This window comes from Vibrio sp. KUL78 (assembly GCF_059725505.1).
In genome coordinates this window covers 1596883-1614364 of sequence record NZ_AP045838.1, presented here as the reverse complement: position 1 = coordinate 1614364, position 17482 = coordinate 1596883, and the positions used below count along the sequence as shown (strand labels likewise).

Annotated in this window: 14 protein-coding genes and 1 pseudogene; 6 read left to right on the top strand and 9 right to left on the bottom strand. The window is 46.3% G+C overall.

Going from position 1 to position 17482, the window contains the following annotated elements; all coding sequences use genetic code 11:
* Nucleotides 1–13: 13 nt before the first annotated feature.
* Together AC6I8Y_RS23665 and AC6I8Y_RS23660 are read right to left on the bottom strand one after the other, a co-directional pair.
* Nucleotides 14–1486 (bottom strand): methyl-accepting chemotaxis protein, encoded by a 1473-nt coding sequence (locus tag AC6I8Y_RS23665; protein WP_498021948.1) that lies wholly within the window; start codon nt 1484–1486, stop codon nt 14–16.
* 13 nt (nt 1487–1499) lie between these two features.
* Nucleotides 1500–2351 carry a transporter substrate-binding domain-containing protein gene (locus tag AC6I8Y_RS23660; RefSeq protein ID WP_394149941.1) on the bottom strand — a complete coding sequence of 284 codons (852 nt, stop codon included), beginning with the start codon at nt 2349–2351 and terminating at the stop codon, nt 1500–1502.
* A 540-nt stretch (nt 2352–2891) separates the two neighbouring features.
* Here AC6I8Y_RS23660 and AC6I8Y_RS23655 point away from each other — a divergent pair.
* From AC6I8Y_RS23655 to AC6I8Y_RS23640, 4 genes are all read left to right on the top strand, one after another.
* Complete coding sequence (locus AC6I8Y_RS23655; protein ID WP_498021946.1) at nt 2892–3332, top strand: hypothetical protein; 441 nt, start codon at nt 2892–2894, stop codon at nt 3330–3332.
* A gap of 253 nt (nt 3333–3585) precedes the next feature.
* On the top strand, nt 3586–4035 hold the full coding sequence (locus AC6I8Y_RS23650) for a MarR family winged helix-turn-helix transcriptional regulator (protein ID WP_234497466.1): 450 nt from the start codon (nt 3586–3588) through the stop codon (nt 4033–4035).
* A gap of 61 nt (nt 4036–4096) precedes the next feature.
* The gene (locus AC6I8Y_RS23645) at nt 4097–5119 is read left to right on the top strand and encodes a porin (protein ID WP_498021945.1); all 1023 of its coding nucleotides are present in this window, start codon (nt 4097–4099) and stop codon (nt 5117–5119) included.
* A gap of 25 nt (nt 5120–5144) precedes the next feature.
* Nucleotides 5145–5603 (top strand): DoxX family protein, encoded by a 459-nt coding sequence (locus tag AC6I8Y_RS23640; RefSeq protein ID WP_498021943.1) that lies wholly within the window; start codon nt 5145–5147, stop codon nt 5601–5603.
* An 80-nt stretch (nt 5604–5683) separates the two neighbouring features.
* Here the strand turns inward: AC6I8Y_RS23640 and AC6I8Y_RS23635 are convergent, their stop codons facing one another.
* From AC6I8Y_RS23635 to AC6I8Y_RS23605, 7 genes and pseudogenes are all read right to left on the bottom strand, one after another.
* Nucleotides 5684–7177 (bottom strand): polysaccharide lyase family 7 protein, encoded by a 1494-nt coding sequence (locus AC6I8Y_RS23635; protein ID WP_498023108.1) that lies wholly within the window; start codon nt 7175–7177, stop codon nt 5684–5686.
* A gap of 66 nt (nt 7178–7243) precedes the next feature.
* Nucleotides 7244–7498: pseudogene (locus AC6I8Y_RS23630) on the bottom strand (discoidin domain-containing protein); the annotation flags it as partial.
* A 384-nt stretch (nt 7499–7882) separates the two neighbouring features.
* Nucleotides 7883–8230, bottom strand: a complete 348-nt coding sequence (locus tag AC6I8Y_RS23625; RefSeq protein WP_446570046.1) for an antibiotic biosynthesis monooxygenase family protein — start codon at nt 8228–8230, stop codon at nt 7883–7885.
* Nucleotides 8231–8408: 178 nt separating this feature from the next.
* The gene (locus AC6I8Y_RS23620) at nt 8409–9545 is read right to left on the bottom strand and encodes an AI-2E family transporter (RefSeq protein ID WP_498021942.1); all 1137 of its coding nucleotides are present in this window, start codon (nt 9543–9545) and stop codon (nt 8409–8411) included.
* A gap of 222 nt (nt 9546–9767) precedes the next feature.
* Nucleotides 9768–11525 (bottom strand): sodium:solute symporter family transporter, encoded by a 1758-nt coding sequence (locus tag AC6I8Y_RS23615; protein ID WP_498021941.1) that lies wholly within the window; start codon nt 11523–11525, stop codon nt 9768–9770.
* 61 nt (nt 11526–11586) lie between these two features.
* Nucleotides 11587–13737, bottom strand: coding sequence for a heparinase II/III domain-containing protein (locus AC6I8Y_RS23610; protein WP_498021939.1), 2151 nt, complete (start codon nt 13735–13737; stop codon nt 11587–11589).
* A complete protein-coding gene (locus tag AC6I8Y_RS23605; RefSeq protein ID WP_498021937.1) occupies nt 13738–15876 on the bottom strand; it encodes a heparinase II/III domain-containing protein in 2139 nt (712 codons plus the stop codon).
* Between the two features lie 308 nt (nt 15877–16184).
* Here AC6I8Y_RS23605 and AC6I8Y_RS23600 point away from each other — a divergent pair, with 308 nt between their 5' ends.
* Nucleotides 16185–16520, top strand: a complete 336-nt coding sequence (locus AC6I8Y_RS23600) for a cupin domain-containing protein (protein WP_042474713.1) — start codon at nt 16185–16187, stop codon at nt 16518–16520.
* A gap of 25 nt (nt 16521–16545) precedes the next feature.
* The gene (gene kdgK, locus AC6I8Y_RS23595) at nt 16546–17475 is read left to right on the top strand and encodes a 2-dehydro-3-deoxygluconokinase (RefSeq protein ID WP_128648386.1); all 930 of its coding nucleotides are present in this window, start codon (nt 16546–16548) and stop codon (nt 17473–17475) included.
* The last annotated feature ends 7 nt before the right edge of the window (nt 17476–17482 follow it).

The following is a 17482-nucleotide window of genomic DNA, read 5'->3' as shown; positions in this document are numbered from 1 at the left end:
TATCAATAGAAGATTAATACTTAAAGCGACGAATCTGGCTATCTAGCTCTGTGGTATTCGAGGTAATCGCCTCTGCAAGCACTTGAAGCTCATCGTTAACAGTGCGCATGTCAGCGGCGCTAGTATCGAGCTCTCGCATGTCTTGCGCGACCGTATTACTTACATTGGATTGCTCTTCACAAGCACTTGCAACCGAGTCCACCATTGCGTTGATGCTTGTTACCGCTTCAATCATCTTAGTCAGTGCTTCTTGAGCTTCATCAGAGCTCACCTTAGTTAACTCAACCAACTGCTTGGACTCTTGAGTCGCATTGAAGGACTCGGTTGCCTCTTGTTGAAGGCTCTCGATAATAGATTCAATTTCGCTCGTTGAATCATGAGTCTTGCTAGCGAGCGCTCGTACTTCGTCCGCTACTACCGCAAAGCCACGTCCGCTCTCACCGGCACGCGCAGCTTCAATTGCCGCATTGAGTGCCAGAAGGTTTGTCTGCTCAGCAATGGCCTTGATAACCTCTACCACTCGACCGATATCATCACTGCGATTCTTAAGCGCGTTCGCGCGTTCTGCTGCCGTCTCTAGGTTAACGGATAAATCCTCAACGTTTGATACGTTTTGAGCGATCGCCTGCTCACTCGATGCGCCTAATGATAGTGCGTCATTAGACTTAAACAGTGTATTCTCGGTGTTCGCTGCAATCTCGCTGGTCGCCAGATTAAACTGCTCAATCTTACTCAAACTTTCGTGAGTGAGTTTAAGCTGATTTTCTGTTTGCTCACTCACTGAAGTGCGCACTGAGGTAATAGCAGAACCGTTTTGTTTTAGGCTCTCTGTCGTGCGAGCGGTATCGATAACAATCTCTTGAACTGTCTCTACAAAACGGTTGAACGCCTTCGCCAAGTCGCTCACTTCATCATTAGACGTTGCGGTAACGCGAGACGTCAGATCACCACCACCAGCAGCAATGTCATTCATGCTTTTCGCCATGCCTTTGATTGGCGTAACGACCAAGCGATCCATGATGTATCCCAGTGACACAATCACTACAAGGTACAAAGTGCCAAACATCATAAGTGAACGCAGCATTGAGCTTTGCAGCTCGCTTCTCGCTTGCTCACTGTTAAAGCCCAGGGATACTGAACCAATTGGCAAACCGTCCCATTTAATCTCAATACGCGATTCAAACTCAGCCGTTTGCTGGCCAACTTGATTCATCTCTTTACCATTTTGATCGCGGACCACAATACTCGAGATGGTGCCATTTTTGATATAAGCATCAAGGATACTGCCGATGAGCGCTTTATCGTATACGTAAACCGGCTCTTGCAAGATAACTTGCAGCTCTTGCTCAATTTCTGCTGTGACCTGTGCAAGGTCTGCCTCGACATTCTTCTTGGTTAAAACGTACTGCGTTGATAGAGCAATCGCAGTCACAAGTGTCATGACTAGCGTCACGACAAGGATAATTTTTTTTGTCAATCTGTTCATGGTGCTACCGTGATTACTCTGCTAACGGGTCAAAAAAGAAGTGCTCTGGGATCGCTTTGGTCGCGCTGGTGATATTTGGGTTGTCGAGATCGAGAATGACACGCTCACCCAAATTTGCCTGTTTCAATGCGGCTTTGATTTCGTTATCCGCAAAGAACATAGTTTCGTAAAGCCCCTCATTGTGGATATCGAGCATGATATTAAACAGATGCTCTTTGAGGGCATCATTGCCCTTACGCACAAACAGGAAGTACGGCATCTTGTAGCGAAGCATCACGTTGCTATCCACCTGCAGTGGTAGATGAGGGTGAGCTTTCACCTCTGCCCAAGGCTCCATAACACCACGCATAAATGCATCACAGCGATTGCCTGCCACCAGCATGTCAAAGATGTTTGGGTATTTGAGCGATTTAGCAATCGATAGACCGTTCGCTTCCATAATGGCAGTATCCGGCCAGGTTTTGCCTGAACAAATTGATAGGCTTTGCAATTGTCCTACAGACTTTACCGACTCAAGCTGGTTCGCTCGCTCTTTACTTACCAGTCCAATGCGCATCCCCAACATGCCACGATAGATCGGGAACGGAATGGCATCGAAGCGCTGCTCAAGCTCTTGACTAGTAGCAGTCCAAACGACGTCAAGCGTACCATTTTCAAGATCGGCAAGCAGACGAGTACCAGCGGGTTCGCCAGTTTTTGCGTAGATATAATCGATGGAAGAGTACTGCTCGGAGCGAGAAATGATCTCTTTAATCAAGGTTAGATGGAGTTTGTCATCATCTGGTTTACCAGCCACTTTGAGCGGTTGAGCTAAAGATGAGAAAGACAACACCCCACACAAAGTAGCCAAAAGCAACTTCTTCATGGTGCACCTAATATTCTGATACTAATAACCACTGCGACATCAAACGACGTCTCAGTACAACGGGGTATGCCTGAAAGACTCAGGTTTGTAAGGGGAGGTGTAATCGCTATTTGCGGTCTTCGCCGCAATACACAATTTGTAGTTATTTTGGCGGGAATGTAACCGCTTAGTATTTTACAGTCAACGATTCGGTGAATTGAAAAATACAACCGTAACAGATTTTTTGACCATAGTCACAACCTGTAACTTGAAGTTAATTTTTTACTAAAGTTAAAACACAAAACTAATATCTATTCCCTGAATTCATCGTGCTACAAATGCAAAGATATCCGTTTGAACAAAAGTTAACCAAAAATTTCTAGAGGCCAGCTAGGTTAATAAAGCCCACACACCGAAGTCATAGATTTATTAAGAACTTTCTGACGTTAGTAACCGCGTCAAAGTAATCACCGAAACACATTTTTACACTCGTTGCTGCAATCAAATTTCCTTTACTAAGGTCGTGTTGTTGGAAGTAACACAACCCTAAAGGAAAAAGTAATGACAACTACGTTTGAACCAAAATTAAACACGCAACTCGCTATTGGATTGTTGCTCACAAGACTGAGCATCGGCTTGGTCTTTCTTATGTGGGCATTAGACAAGGTACTGGTGCCAGAGCATGCCATAAAAGTATTCGCTGGGTTTTATGGGCTCAATATCTCTAGTGGAATTTCTATCTTACTCGGTGCTTTGCAAATCGCTTTTGTGCTAGCGTTCGTCGTCGGATATAAGAAAAATATCACTTACCTATCTGTTCTAGTTCTTCATGGTATTTCAACACTGATCTCTTTCCCTAAGTATCTTGAACCAATGAGCAATCTCCTTTTCTTTGCAGCTTGGCCTATGCTGGCAGCCTGTTACCTATTGTATGTCCTTAAGGACTACGACAGCTTTACTCTTGGCAGCGAGAAAACAACGCTATCTAGTGCTTCTGTATAAAGTGCACCAAACAAAGCTATATCTATAACGACATACTCTCACCAATACCATCATTGTTAGATGGTATTGGTTAACTAATTGCCTTGCCTTATTACATCTAGATACCTGTAACCACTTAATCCATTTCCAAATCATACAGTTTGCAACAGGCTATGAAATCCACTCGTTTTTTGTTGTAGCTACAACAAAAAGACCATAGCATTAGTGGTACTACTTTAGTGATAGAAAAGAACTCATGCTTGAAGGTATTTTAATGGCATACAAAGATGACACGCTCGCGACGCCGCTTCTCGACGAATCGACATTCTTCCTTATGGGGGTTGCCTATCGCCGTTTTCGAAATGAGGTACAAGAGCAACTTTTAAGTGCGCACGATATCACTACTGAGATGCAGAAAGCGCTGGAGATACTCAGCTACCATACTCACCTGCCACAACAGGTGTTAGCAGATAAGCTTATGCGAGAGCGCAGTACCATAAAGCGCATGGTCGACAACATGCTCAAACGCGAACTTGTATCAATCATCCCGCATCCAACCAATCAAAAAGTAAAACTCATTCAACTCACGTCAAAAGGACGCGAAGTACATCAAAGTGGCAATACTATTGTCACTACTATTCAAAGTCAGTGGCTCAACACACTCGACGATAACCAAGAGGCGCAACTAAAAAGCGCCCTTATTTCTCTCATAGAGAAAAACTAGTACGGCATTTCGGGGCTTGATCAGCCCCTTTTTTTTGGTCAAATATTCAAAAGGTAAAACGATGAAAAAGACTCTTGCAGTAGCTATGTTGCTACCTGCGAGCCAACTTTTTGCGCTCGAAATTCAGGATTACGTCTCGCTTAACGGCTTGGTTGGTGCCTACCAAACCAATGGAGGACCACTCGTCGAAGGCTCAAAAGAGGGAAATCCTATTGAAGCCAAAGTGCGCGCGAACTTAACGGCAAACGTTCCTGTAACCAAGGACTGGAGTGTCTTTGGCAGAATGGAGTACGATCTTAACTTCTTAGACTTGAAAGAAGGAACAGAGATAAAAAACGGCAAGCTTCGTAAACGCTATGAGTACGTGGGTGTCGAACACAGTTATCTAGGTACGCTATGGTTTGGTAAGGATTGGGGAGCGAACTACTCTCACCTTCCAATCTTGAAAATGGCCTACTTAGGCTTTCAGGACGTTGCCGCGGCTCAAGCAACATGGCGAAACAGCGATACACTTCTCTATAAAAACAGCTATGACAAATGGACCTTTGTTGCTTCGACGCAGCTCTCGGAATCAGAGCGAAGCTTTGATTACAGTGATGATGCTTTCACAACGGATGGTTCAGCATTCACCATCACCTATGGCGCTTCTCCCTTTTTTGGTGATGGATTTGGAATCGGTTACTCCTATCACAACGCTGGTTTATATGGCGCAGGTGGACAGCTATACAAGGACAAAGGCGATGCAACGCATAACGTTGGCATGAGCTATCGCCAAGGTCAGTGGTATATCGGCGCCACATTAACGCGCTCTGATCTAAATGAACACGGTAAAGCATCCAATCTTAATGATTACACCTATGACGTAGTGGGTGAATACACCTTTAGCAGCAAGCTTAAATTCATCCTTCATCACGCTCAAGTCTACGGAAACTGGGGCGCAGAGAACGAACGCTTCGTTGGCTACGGCATTCACTACTATGTAACGCCTAAATTACTTGCCCTCTCAGAAGGACGCTTCTCTAACGGCGGAGACAGCGGCACGATTGGCGATACTCACGTCATTGGCCTCGAATATTTTTACTAACTCATCTGCAAAAAAGGAAACGAGAATGCTTAATCAGATCGTCCCAAGACTCATTGCTACGTCTGAAAACGGAAAGCTAGAGTTGATATTAAGAGTGATGGTGGGATTCATCATGACCTATCATGGATTCGGTAAAGTGCTAAACCCAGCAGGTCTAGTGCCATTTCTGGAGGCTAACGCCGTCCCGTTCCCATTATTAGGTGCCTATTTAGCAGCTTATACTGAGTTCCTAGGAGGTCTAGCTTTGATGTTTGGGTTGGCAACTCGACTAGCTTCGCTGGGGCTGTTGGTTTGTATGAGCGTGGCAATTTACACACTAGGCGGTATTGCTGCTGGATTGAACTCATTGCACGGCGGTCTTGAATACCAGTGGACTCTGTTCTCTGTATTCTTGTACTTCACCTTGGCAGGCGCTGGGAAATGCTCTCTAGACGCAATCATAGAGAACAAATATATCTCAAATAATCGCCTCGCTTTTCGATAAACACCCGTTTTATTGTCTCGTCAATAAAAAGCCAGCGACACGTGCGCTGGCTTTCATGTTTTTTGTTCGCTTAGCTAATATTAGTTCGCTGCAAACTTATTATGTGACTTCTTCAACTGATAGAAGGTTGCTTGAACATAATCATCCGGGTCACCCGTGATATTTTGGTTGTAAACACCTGCTTTGAAGTACATGTATTTACCGCCAACGTCGTAGCCACTCTCGCTCATGTCAACCACCTGAACCGCGTCTGGCTTGCCTTCTCGCATTAGCGTGACCGTCATTTCGTTGCCGACAACCGCAATTCGGTAGCTGAACACTTCCCCAAGCGCGATCCCGTCACCGTCTTTTGGTACACCCGTCATATCGCCGACAAGGTTGTAGTACTTGTCAGTCCCTTTGATGGTGTTTTCATGAGCAAAGTAGACCGTACCTTTGTCTTGGTTTGGAAGTTTGCGGTAATAGAGACGAATAGGCTCATCATCCTTGTCGTGGATCTGGCCAATAATAAAGCGACCCACTTCGTTGAGCTCACCGGTTGTCGTGGTGTGGTCTATCTTCAGTGTCGCTTCAAGGACACCATCAACGCCGCCTGCGGCTTTTTGATCCTCAATTGGTGCAGAGCTAAATACCCAGTTGTTCTTATTCACACCTTTGGTATCAACACTCTTATCACCTTGACGTAGCATCTCGCGCATCTCTGTACGAGCGAACTTAGTGTTCTTCGATGTACGTGCACCTTTAATGTAGGTCTTGAATACAAGGCCACCATCATCGGCCGTGTAAAACAGTTCTGGGTGCTCGTAGCCGTTAGCAAGATCCCACTCATAAACATTATCTGGTTTGCCGTTTTTATCATGGTCAAACGGCATGGAGATATACCAAGATGTTAGGTCAAAGTTCTCACCAGGCTTATTGCCCGCTTTTGGCGTGTCTGGCAGCACAGGTTGTTGTAACGGTACATCCCACTTGCAGCTTGTTGCGCACGGCAGCGCCACCACGGCACCAAAGTTACCCTTGCGAAGATCTTTTCGCTTATCATCCACTTTCGCTGTCGCTTTTTTCTTTGCTTCTGCGGCTTTTTCTGCTGCAATCACCTCTTCGGTGATGATGTGATTGGTAGGACAGGAGTTAATGGCACAATTCAACGCGGCAAACTCAGTCACACTGTTCCAGCTACTCTTTGAATTGCCTTTACCCACGTATCGAACATAACGCGCTTCTACCGGATCGAAAGAAAAACGCTCATAACCGTTGACCGCACCAGAGCTTGCGCCTCCTTCCAAGGCTTTGGTCCACGTCTTGCCATCGACACTCACTTCAATATCAAACAGCGTTGAGCGAGCATTACCTTTATGGAAAGCCAGACGAACCGCATCAAACGTATTAACGCTGCCATAATCGTAGGTGACATTTTCACCGGCACCATTAGCGGACCAACGGGTCTTCAAATCATTATCAAACATGCGCTCAGGGCCATTACCATCGTGGCTAGTCGCCTCAATAAGCACAGGTTTTAGAATGTCGGCTCTTGGCAGCTCTTGGTCTGAACAAAAGTCCGTTTTACAGTTCACACCGACAAACTCAGTCACACTGTTCCAAGCACTACTACTGTTACCTTTGCCGACATAGCGAATGTATCTTGCCGTCGTTTCTGGAAAATCAAAGCGCTCTAGGTTGAGCGATTTACCTGTACTTTCGCCATCCGCCACGGCCTTGGTCCAAGTTGACCCATCTAGGCTGGTTTCGATATCAAACTTGGTCGTGCGTTTATCGCCTTTGTGGAAGGACAGTTTCACCGCATCAAATGCCAAACTCTGGCCATAGTCGAATGTCATCGACTCACCGACACCATTGGCGGACCAACGTGTTTTCGTGTTTCCATCAAGCACCATTTCCGGAGCATTTCCGTCATGGCTTGATGCCACCACTGAAACAGGGGCGGGTGTATTGATTGTCGTTGAATTCGCTGCGAATGCACTCCCGGTCATTGCAAGGACGATAGATGAAGCTAGTAGGGATTTGAGATAGTTTTTCTTCATGGTTCCATCACTTATGAGTTGTTCAACCACCCATAAAGCAAGATGTACTACCTAAGCTCTTGCTTACACAGGCTTACCTTTTGACACATTTATAATCTCATAATCTTGTATTACAAAATAAGCAAAAAAACCTCAAATGAGAGAATCGTCGGATAATTGTGGTTTTTTGTGATGGCGGTTAGATTTTGGGCAGGATAAGAAATGGCTCTCCCTGTAGCGACAGAGAGAGCCTCTAGATCACTTGGTGTAACGCTTCATGCTCATCGTATTGGCGTCAAGATGAGACATGAACTCTTTCGCCGCTTCCGCTGTCATGAAACTGTTCATCGAGGCGTCAGCATCTTCAATGGTTTCCCAATGAACGACCACCAGCCACTCACCATTTTCACCATGCGCCGCTTCACGTGAAATGAAACCAGGCTGCTGCGAGACATGCTGCATTTCCACCGCTTTGTCGAGTGGAGCAAACTCTTCAACTGAAACGCCTTCGTTAAGTTTAAATGTTGCTATTTCAATCACTTCCGCATTGGCTGAGACTGAAAATAACGACGCAGTGAGTAGTCCAAGCATTGTTATCTCTTTCATAAGACATCCTTAATACCAAAACTCAAAATAGTTGAGCGAACTACTTAGGTATTGCCGAAGAGTGTTCCATTGTCAATGTAAGTCCCGCTACATGGGCTTGTCACTTATTCTTGAGACGCTAAAAATAGAAAACCCGCCTTGAGCGAACTAGAAACGGGTTGAAATATCCTAGAGGTTATCAGCTAGTAGCAGAAGTCCCTTTGTCTTCGAGTTTAGCCTTTTCTTTAGGTTGACCTTTCTCGTTCTCCGCTTCCACCCACTTCATAAACACCTGATAGCCCGCAGTGAGGAAAGCGGCGCCAATAAACATGCCTAATATACCACCTGACATCATGCCCCCTATCGCGCCGATGAGCACCACTGGCATCGGGACACTTAATCCCCTACCCAGCACCATAGGCTTAAGGATGTTATCGACCAAGCTCGCAGCAATGATCAATACTGAAAAAATAGCATTGTGAACCGTGGAGCCATCGGTGTTCGACCAAAGCATTGCAACGGCCACAATGGCGATAATAGTGACAGGTAGCTGAGTAATGGCAAACACCAAAGCGATAACAGTAAGTAGCGCAGCTGCTGGTACACCCGCTAAGGCAATGACGGCACCGAAAATGGTTGCGGTGAGAAAAGCAATCCCGATAACACCAACGGCCACCTGCCTGATGGTTGCGGTTGTTAAGTTGTGTAACTCTGGACCTTTCTCGTCGTCGGCAAAGCTAGTGAATATGCGGCGCATTGCCTTGGTCCCGTCTTCGGCCCAAGCGAGCATAATCCCTGCGATTATGACCGCACCAATCAGCAAGAAAACACTGCTGGCGGCACCACTCGCTTTATCAACAAACCATGCCGATGCATTCTTAAGCTGAGGTTGGCGCTTATCAACAAAGGTTGGGAGATCCTGCGCGGCTTCGCTCCACGCTAGGTAAGTATCCTCACCAATCAAAGGCCACTCTTTGACCTTTTGAGGTGGAGGCGGGACATGTAACTCACCATCTTGATAATGCTGGTAGGTCTGCAAAGTTTTGACTGCTAACGAGTTACCCACCAGTGCTACCGGTGTACCAAGCACCAGTACACCAACCAAGGCTATCACGGTTGAACTGCGTTTCGATGTCCAGTTGAACTTCCTTTCAAAGAACTTTCTTACTGGGAACAGAGCAATGGCTAATACCAAGGCCCATAACAGAATCGGTAGAAATGGGGCAAATGCCCACCAACACATGATCACAATAAACACTATGGTCGAAAACCGAATCAACGACGCGGTAAACGCTTCCGATAGGGCTTTTTTGAGGTTGTCCTTTTCGTTACTCACTGGATACTCCATTTCTAGTGAAAGCATTAATGGCAAGCCAAGTTCTCTTCAACACCTTACTTTTCTAACTCCACTCTTTGGCTAACATGTTGATCCTATTAGGCTATATTGTGCAAGTTTAGCTAACTTCAACTATAGTTCACCAAAGTGGGCTAGCAAGAAGATAGACAAAATAAAAGCCAGCAACTGTGCTGGCTTCTATGAAATTATGTCGGTCTGGAGTTAACTAGCCGATAGCTCACAAGGCTCGTCTCCTCCTTTTCGGGTACGGTATAAGTGTGTACCAGCGAGCAGTATTAGCGCACCAATCACAACGAAGATACTTGCCCCATGCAAAGTGTCCGCAGTAATACTGACTAACATGACCAAGAAACCAAGCACCTGACACATGCGGCCAAGGTACGCGCCTTGCCTATAATCAACCGGAGCTTCTTCCTCTTTGCTTATCGGTGTTGCCAGATTGGTTTTGAGTTGATTCAACTCACTCTTTCTCGATCCAACTGGATCACGGTAGAACAGAGTGGTGAACATAAAGAATCCACCGGTAATAAAGATATGCGCTAACATGGTCGAGGCCACTTGCAGATCTACCGTTTCGCGGTGGGTAAAGCTTACCGCGTCAAACAACGGCAACAACCAATCCACTTGGAACACGAACTGCATAAACGCCGAGACACATAAGCCAACCGCAATTGTCGCCCATCCAGACCAATCTGGCGTCTTTAAAGTGACAAATGCGAGTAACGACGGAATTGAGATTGGCGTTTGTAGCAATGCGCCAAACAACATCATAATGTCGAAGAAACTGTACTCTTTGACCGATGCAAATAGCAAAGCAGCAAACACACACAGCACACCGTTTACTAACGTCGCGACTTTGCCAACTGTCAGTTGCTGGCTCTCGGATGCTTGAGGGTTAATGACCGACTGATAAACATTACGCACAAAAATACCCGCGTTACGGTTAAGTGCCGTGGTCATCGGCGCTATTGTCGCTGCAATCATTGCCGCGAGCACTAGACCCAGCATCCCCGTCGGGAGATAGTGGTCGATGTAATAGACGTATGCTGCGTTATTGGCACTTTCCGCGAGTTTGGGATAATAGGCCATCAAATCCACGTTCATCGCCGCAGTAACCCAAGGCGGAATAAACCACATCACAGGTCCAATGATAAACAGCACACCTGTCACAAACGCTGCTTTTTTAGCTTCTCGCTCATTCGTCGTCACCAGAAAACGATAGCATGACAGCGCGTTGTTGGTGTTCATCGTCTGCTTCATCATCATGATCACGCACCACAACCAAAAAATCTGCCAGTAGCTGATGTCATGACCCATAAAACTTTCTGTGGGATAGGCGTTAGCAAGTTCGATAGGACCGCCAATTTCAATCAGTGCAAACGCACCAACAGTCATGGTAATCGCCACTAGCAAGATAAGCTGAATAACATTCGTTGCCGACACCGTCCAAGAACCGCCACTAACCGCAATAAAGGTAACAAGCACACCAACACCTATGATGGTGACCATCAAATCGATATTGAACACGGCTGACGCGAAGATCCCCAAGCCATTGAGCCAAATCGCTCCAGACAATATGGTCAAAGGGAATGAAATCCAGGTATATACTTGTTCTGAACTTCGACCGAAGCGAATCTTAATCACCTCCATGGCCGTTTCAACGCGCAGTTTTCGATATCGCTCAGCAAAGTACCAAGCGGCGACAAAGAACCCGAGTGCGTTGCCCCAGAAAATAAACAGTACGGTAAGACCATCTTCGTAGGCTTTGGCGGCTGCCCCAGTAAATGTCCAGGCAGAAAATTGTGTCATAAAAGCCGTTGCGCCCGCCATCCACCACATCATGGCACCACCGCCTCGAATAAAGCCTGAAGAGTCAGTGGTAAACCGTTTGAACGCCAGTGCGGCAAAGAGCACAAACGCGAAGTAGCCAACAATAATTACACCATCAAGTGTCTCCATGATTCTCCTTACTTACAAACGCAAAAAGCCGGGCAATGCCCGGCTTGAATTAAAAACTGTTTTATAGCTTAGCGAATGAGCCAGTAAAGCTGACTGTCTCTTCTCCTAGGCTAACCTCGTGAAGTGAGTCTTGCTCTGCTTCTACTCGGTTGCTGATAGCGAAGCGATACGCATTGCCGGAAGTCGTCTTCACTTCAATAATGGTGGCATCGTCGTTGTCAGCAAGCGTTGCTACCGACTCAACCAAGCCGCGTGCACCCACAGATGCTTCGAACTCTTCGTTGAAGTAACCGTGAGTTTCTAGCACAGATGCGAATACGTGGTTTTGACCAGACTGGCGCAAGATCAGAGCCGGCTCGCTGCGGAGGTTGAAATCTGGATCGTTAGCGCCAAGACGTGCGAAGAACACTTTTGAACCTTCAACTGCACTGGTCACTAAGCTGTAGTAGCTGTTGCCATGTAGCCAAGACACAAGTGAGCTACCTTCAACGTCGCCACTACCTAGGTTCCAAAGGTGCTGATAACCGAAGTTTTCACCCATTGGACGTAGCGTAGACTCTGCGTTGTATTCAAAGTCGGTGCGAATGATCTGACCAGAGAAGTGTACTGGTAGGTCATAAGAGTGCTCTTTGTCTGCCTTGATACGGTAAACGTCGATAACCAATGGCTTTTCGAACTCTTCAATGTCAGCCAGTAGTACGGAACGCTGCATGTCAACGCCTTCGTAGTACTCACTGATTTTACCACTCATACCTTGCAGTTTTGCGTCATCCGCTTTAAAGAACTGCTTCGAGCCAAAGCGAGACTCAGCCGTTGCCGTGTCAAAGTTGTTTTGCGTTCTTTGGTCAACTGTGACTGTGTTGTGAGCAACCGTCTGCTTACAGTAAGACTTGTTCTCAGGAATGTAGCGACCACCAAATTTCGGCTCTACGTTTACCCAACGACCGAAACCATAGTCGTGCAAGACTTCTTGGCCGCGGTTAAAGACGCTGAGGTGAAGGCCATCATAATGACCGTGGTCAAGAGCAGAGTGATACTGGTGATCAGAGCCGTGTTGACCAAACCATAGAAGAGCCATCGTATCATCGTCTTGAGCATCACGATGGCGGAGAATAGTAAGTCCACCTTTCTCACCTTTAGGACCGTCAGTTACGTACAAGCTACCCCAGTTAAACGGTTTGATTTCATCTGCAGCATCCACTGCATCAGACAGAGTTTTACCTGCTGATTGAACCCAAACGTCTTGTTGGTGGTTTGCCATGCTAAGCAGCGTTTCGCTTTGCTCATAGCGGTGGTAACACACGCTTGTCGCCATGATCACGCCTTCATCATTAATGCTGATGGTTTTCGACGAATCGTTGAGTGCAGGTAGCGTACCGTCTGGGAACGCTGTAGAGAATACCGCGTAAGACGTTGTCTTGATCACTGAGTCGTTGAACTCATAGATACCGATCTCTGGCTGACGACGCTCAATCGCTTCTGCGAACAGGTAAATTGGACGCAATGAGAAACGGTGGTAGTAAGGACCTTCCATGTAGTAGCCATCTGGCGAGAACAGTTGGTCTAGCTGCGCTAGGAAACCGCCGCTTACTTTGTCTAGTTTCAAACCGTAAAGCGCTTTATCAACAGACTCTTGATCGTTGATCGCGTAGCCACAAATACCCACAGCGGCTACTGCCCACAGACCGTGGTTGTGTACGATATCGAAGTCGTGACCGTAAGTCACAACGAATAGGTCGATCATCTGTTTGAATAGGTCTGTTTCGATGTGTTGCTTTTGCTCATCCGAAAGCGTGTGGAACACACAGCTGTATGCGCATGATGCGTAAAGCATCCACATGTTTTCATTCAGCGTTTGGTGGAAGATCTTACCCGGTGGGTTAGTATCACGGCTAACGTTGCTTTCCAGTGTTGGATAAACGTTCGCGTACGCTGTTAGCATCTCAACGATATAGTCACGGTACTTAGTTTCCTCAGTGATAAGGAACAAGCGACCCGCTAAATCGATGTGGATGTAGTTTTGCTTGTGACGGTTGTGCTCGTAACCGCCGCCTTCACCGTGGCCAGGGACTTCAATGCCCACTTCAGCCATGTAGCTATTCACTTGAGCAATATCACGCGCTAGTTTCTTACCTAGCAAGGTTTCCTTACCTAGATCTTTGCGCAGCTCCGCTGCTTCCTCAAAGTTCAATAGTAGTGGTTGATAGCTCATTTATAGTGTCTCCTGCTCAATCGCGAAACAGCCAACCCAAGAGTAGGTTTTGCCTGCGATCTCAGCATTGTTGGTTGTATCTTTAGTAACTTGTGGGTTGTTGCTCACCATTAGCGTAAAGCGAGAGGTTTCCGTCTCAATCTCTACCACTGACGCCTGCGCGTTGTGACCAACAACTTGAATATTTTTAACGCTGCCACGGGCACTGACAGATTGCTCAAACTCTTCGTTGAAGTAACCGTGTGTCTCAAGTACCGATGCGAATAGCGTGTCTTCACCCTTAGTGCGAAGGATAAAGCTTTGCTCACTGCGTAGGTTAAAGCTTGGGTCATTAGCGCCCGTGCGAGTGAAGATAACCTCGCCATTATCATTCGAGCTGGTGCCTAGCCAAGTATAGTAGCTGTCTTCTTGTAGCCAGCTAACTAACGCCGTCTCGTTTGCTTCGCCTTGTGCCACATTCCAAAGATGACGATAACCAAGCTCTTCGCTCAATACATTAAGCTCTTTATGTGCCTGGTATTCAAAGTTTGTGCGGATCACCTGACCATCAAACTGATGCGAATAATCGTACTGGTGCTCGCCCTCGCCTGTTAGGCGGAATAGATCGATGAGTAATGGCGCTTCAAGATCGTCATGTTTGAGCATGAACACGCTGCGCTGCTGCTGCACACCATCATAGTGCTCATTAGCAAATGCACTCATACCAACGATCTGCTCGTTGTCTGCAGCAAAGAAGTGTGGCAGACCGTGTACGCTGTCAGCACGCTCTACGTCAAAGTAGTTTTGGCACGTTTCGTCAACCGTCACTGCGTTGTGAGCAATCGTCTGACGAGCATAGGTTTTGTTCTCGTCTAGGTAGCGTCCACCAAACTTAGGTTCAACGTTAACCCAACGGCCAAAGCCGTATTCACGAAGCACTTCTTTACCTCGGTTGAAGTAAGAAATACCCAGCGTATCAAAGTTGCCATGTCCCATACCGTGCTGACCATAGTTCATCACTAGCTGGAATACGTCTTTGTTTTTGTCCTGCACGCGCATAAAGCCTTGCGCACCGCGGTCACCATTTGGTCCTTCGTTGAGCTCAACGCTTGGCCAGAATGGAAGACCCACATCCGTCGCTTTTTCAAACGCTTGTGATAGCTCCAGACCACAGCCGTGAACCCACACAGAGTCTTGGATCTTCGCCATACCAAGTAGGTTATCGTTGATACCATAGTGCTTCGCGTACTGACTTACTGCGACCTGCACACCCGCATCATTGATGCTCATGGTGCGAGATGCATCGTTAAGTGCTGGGAACTGACCATTCGGGTATGCCGTTGTAAGCATGGCTTCAACCGTATTACCAATCACACCATCTTTGTAATTGAAGATGTCGAGCTCTGGCATATGACGATGAAGTACCTCAGCAAACACACACAGTGGACGAATCGCATAACGGTGGTAGTAAGGACCTTCAATGTAGTAACCCGACGGAGCGAACAGCTGAGTGATTTGCGCTAGGAAGCCACCCGTGCCGTTGTTCTCAAGACCAAATACGGATTTCTCTAGGAACTCACGACGATTAACCGCTAGGCCACAAATACCTACGGCCGCTACTGCCCAAACACCGTGGTTATGAATACGATCAAAATCATGGCCGTATTTTACCGTGAACATGTCCAGCATTGGGTTAAACAGACGGTCAACCACGTTTTGGCGCTCTTCTTCACTCATGGTTGCAGCAACACATGAGTAAGCAAGGCTAGTAAACATTAGCCATACGTGTTCGTTTAGAATTTGGTGGAACAGACGCCCTGTTGGGTTCGTATTCTTTTGAACATGAAAATCAAAGGTGAGATATAGGTCTGCGTACATTGCCAGTAAATCACGCACAAACTTAGCGTAGCGATCATCACCCGTGATAAGGAACATACGACCCGCTAGGTTCATGTAGGTATAGTTTTGCTTGTGGCGGTTGTGCTCGTAACCACCCGCTTCACCATGACCTGGTACTTCAAGAGGAAGCTTCATGAATGCTTCAACATCTTTGATGCTTTTTGCAATCGCTTTACCCATTAGAGTATCGCGGCCAACTTCTTTCTTCAGTTGTTCAATTTCGCTATCACTTAGCAAAATGGGTTGCACTAACGTAGACATTTTCACCCTCAATCTAAAAATTCCGTATCATCTGCACTATAAAGTAATACAATATGCCTTTTGATTACATTGAAAAGTGAAAGAAAACGGACTTTAGTCACATTTAATCGTTATGTCTTTGTAGAAAAGCTACTAATCAAGCCCATTTACTGCTAGATTAGCACCAAATAAAACGATGTTTCAAAAAAACAAACTCGATCAAGATCACAATAGCTTAAGCTTATTGTATTACAAATCTCTTGATTTGGTTATGATGTCGTCATCAAAGTATGTAAAAGTAGACAGTCACATCGTCTAGGAGTCAGTTAGTGCACAAGTTTTTCTCTGCTGATGAACACCCGTGGGAACAGGTAAGTCAAGGCATCAAACGCAAGGTAGTGGGTTTTACAGACGACCTAATGGCCGCACATCTTTGTTATGACAAAGGCGCAAGCGGCGTAATCCACAGGCATGAGATCCATGATCAGATTGTCTATGTTGTCAGTGGTCGTTTTGAAGCCATTGTGGATGGTGAACGACGTGAGCTCAAAGCAGGTGATGCTTTTATGGTTAAGAAACTACTCGACCATGGCACCAAGGCACTAGAACAAGACAGCGTTCTACTCGATATATTTTCTCCTTCACGTGAAGACTTACTCAGTTAATCACACCAAAGTTGGATAGCAATCTATGAACCAATTCAAAATCGCAATCATCGGCGAATGCATGGTAGAGCTGCAGCGCAAAGATGAACTACTAAAGCAAAGCTTTGGTGGTGACACATTAAACACAGCTCTATACCTGTCTCGCCTGACTCAAGGTCGTGACATTCAGGTGAGCTATGTTACTGCTCTGGGCAACGACCCATTCTCTGCTGAAATGATCAACGCATGGTCAGAAGAAGGCATCGATACCTCTCTTATTCCACGTCTGAATGACAAGATGCCAGGCCTATACCACATCGAAACTGACGAAACTGGTGAGCGTACTTTCTTCTACTGGCGTAGTGATGCTGCTGCAAAGTTTGTTTTTGATCAGCAAGATAGCGCGACGCTTATTGAATCACTACTAGAGTACGATGCGGTTTACCTAAGCGGTATCACCTTAGCTATCTTGACTGAAAACGGTCGCGAAAAGCTATTTAGCTTCCTTGAACAATTCAAGGCGAAAGGCGGTAAAGTTTTCTTCGACAACAACTATCGTCCAAAACTGTGGTCTGACCGTCTAACAGCAGTAAAAACTTACAAAGCTATGCTAGGCTTCACCGACACTGCTCTTCTAACATTTGAAGACGAGCAAGAGCTATTCGGTGATATGTACGTTGAACAGTGTATCGAGCGTACAAGCCAAGCTGGCGTAGCTGAAATTGCAATCAAGCGTGGCGCAAAAGAGTGCCTAGTGATTGCAAACGACAGTGCAAATTATGTTGCGCCGAAGCCAGTAGACAACGTTATTGATACAACGGCTGCTGGTGATTCATTCAGCGCAGGTTACCTTGCTAAACGCCTAACTGGCGGTGATGCGCTTGCATCTGCAGCAATGGGACACAAAGTCGCGGGTACAGTTATTCAACACCGCGGTGCTATTATTCCTAAAAACGCAACTCCAACTCTTGATTAGTAGGACA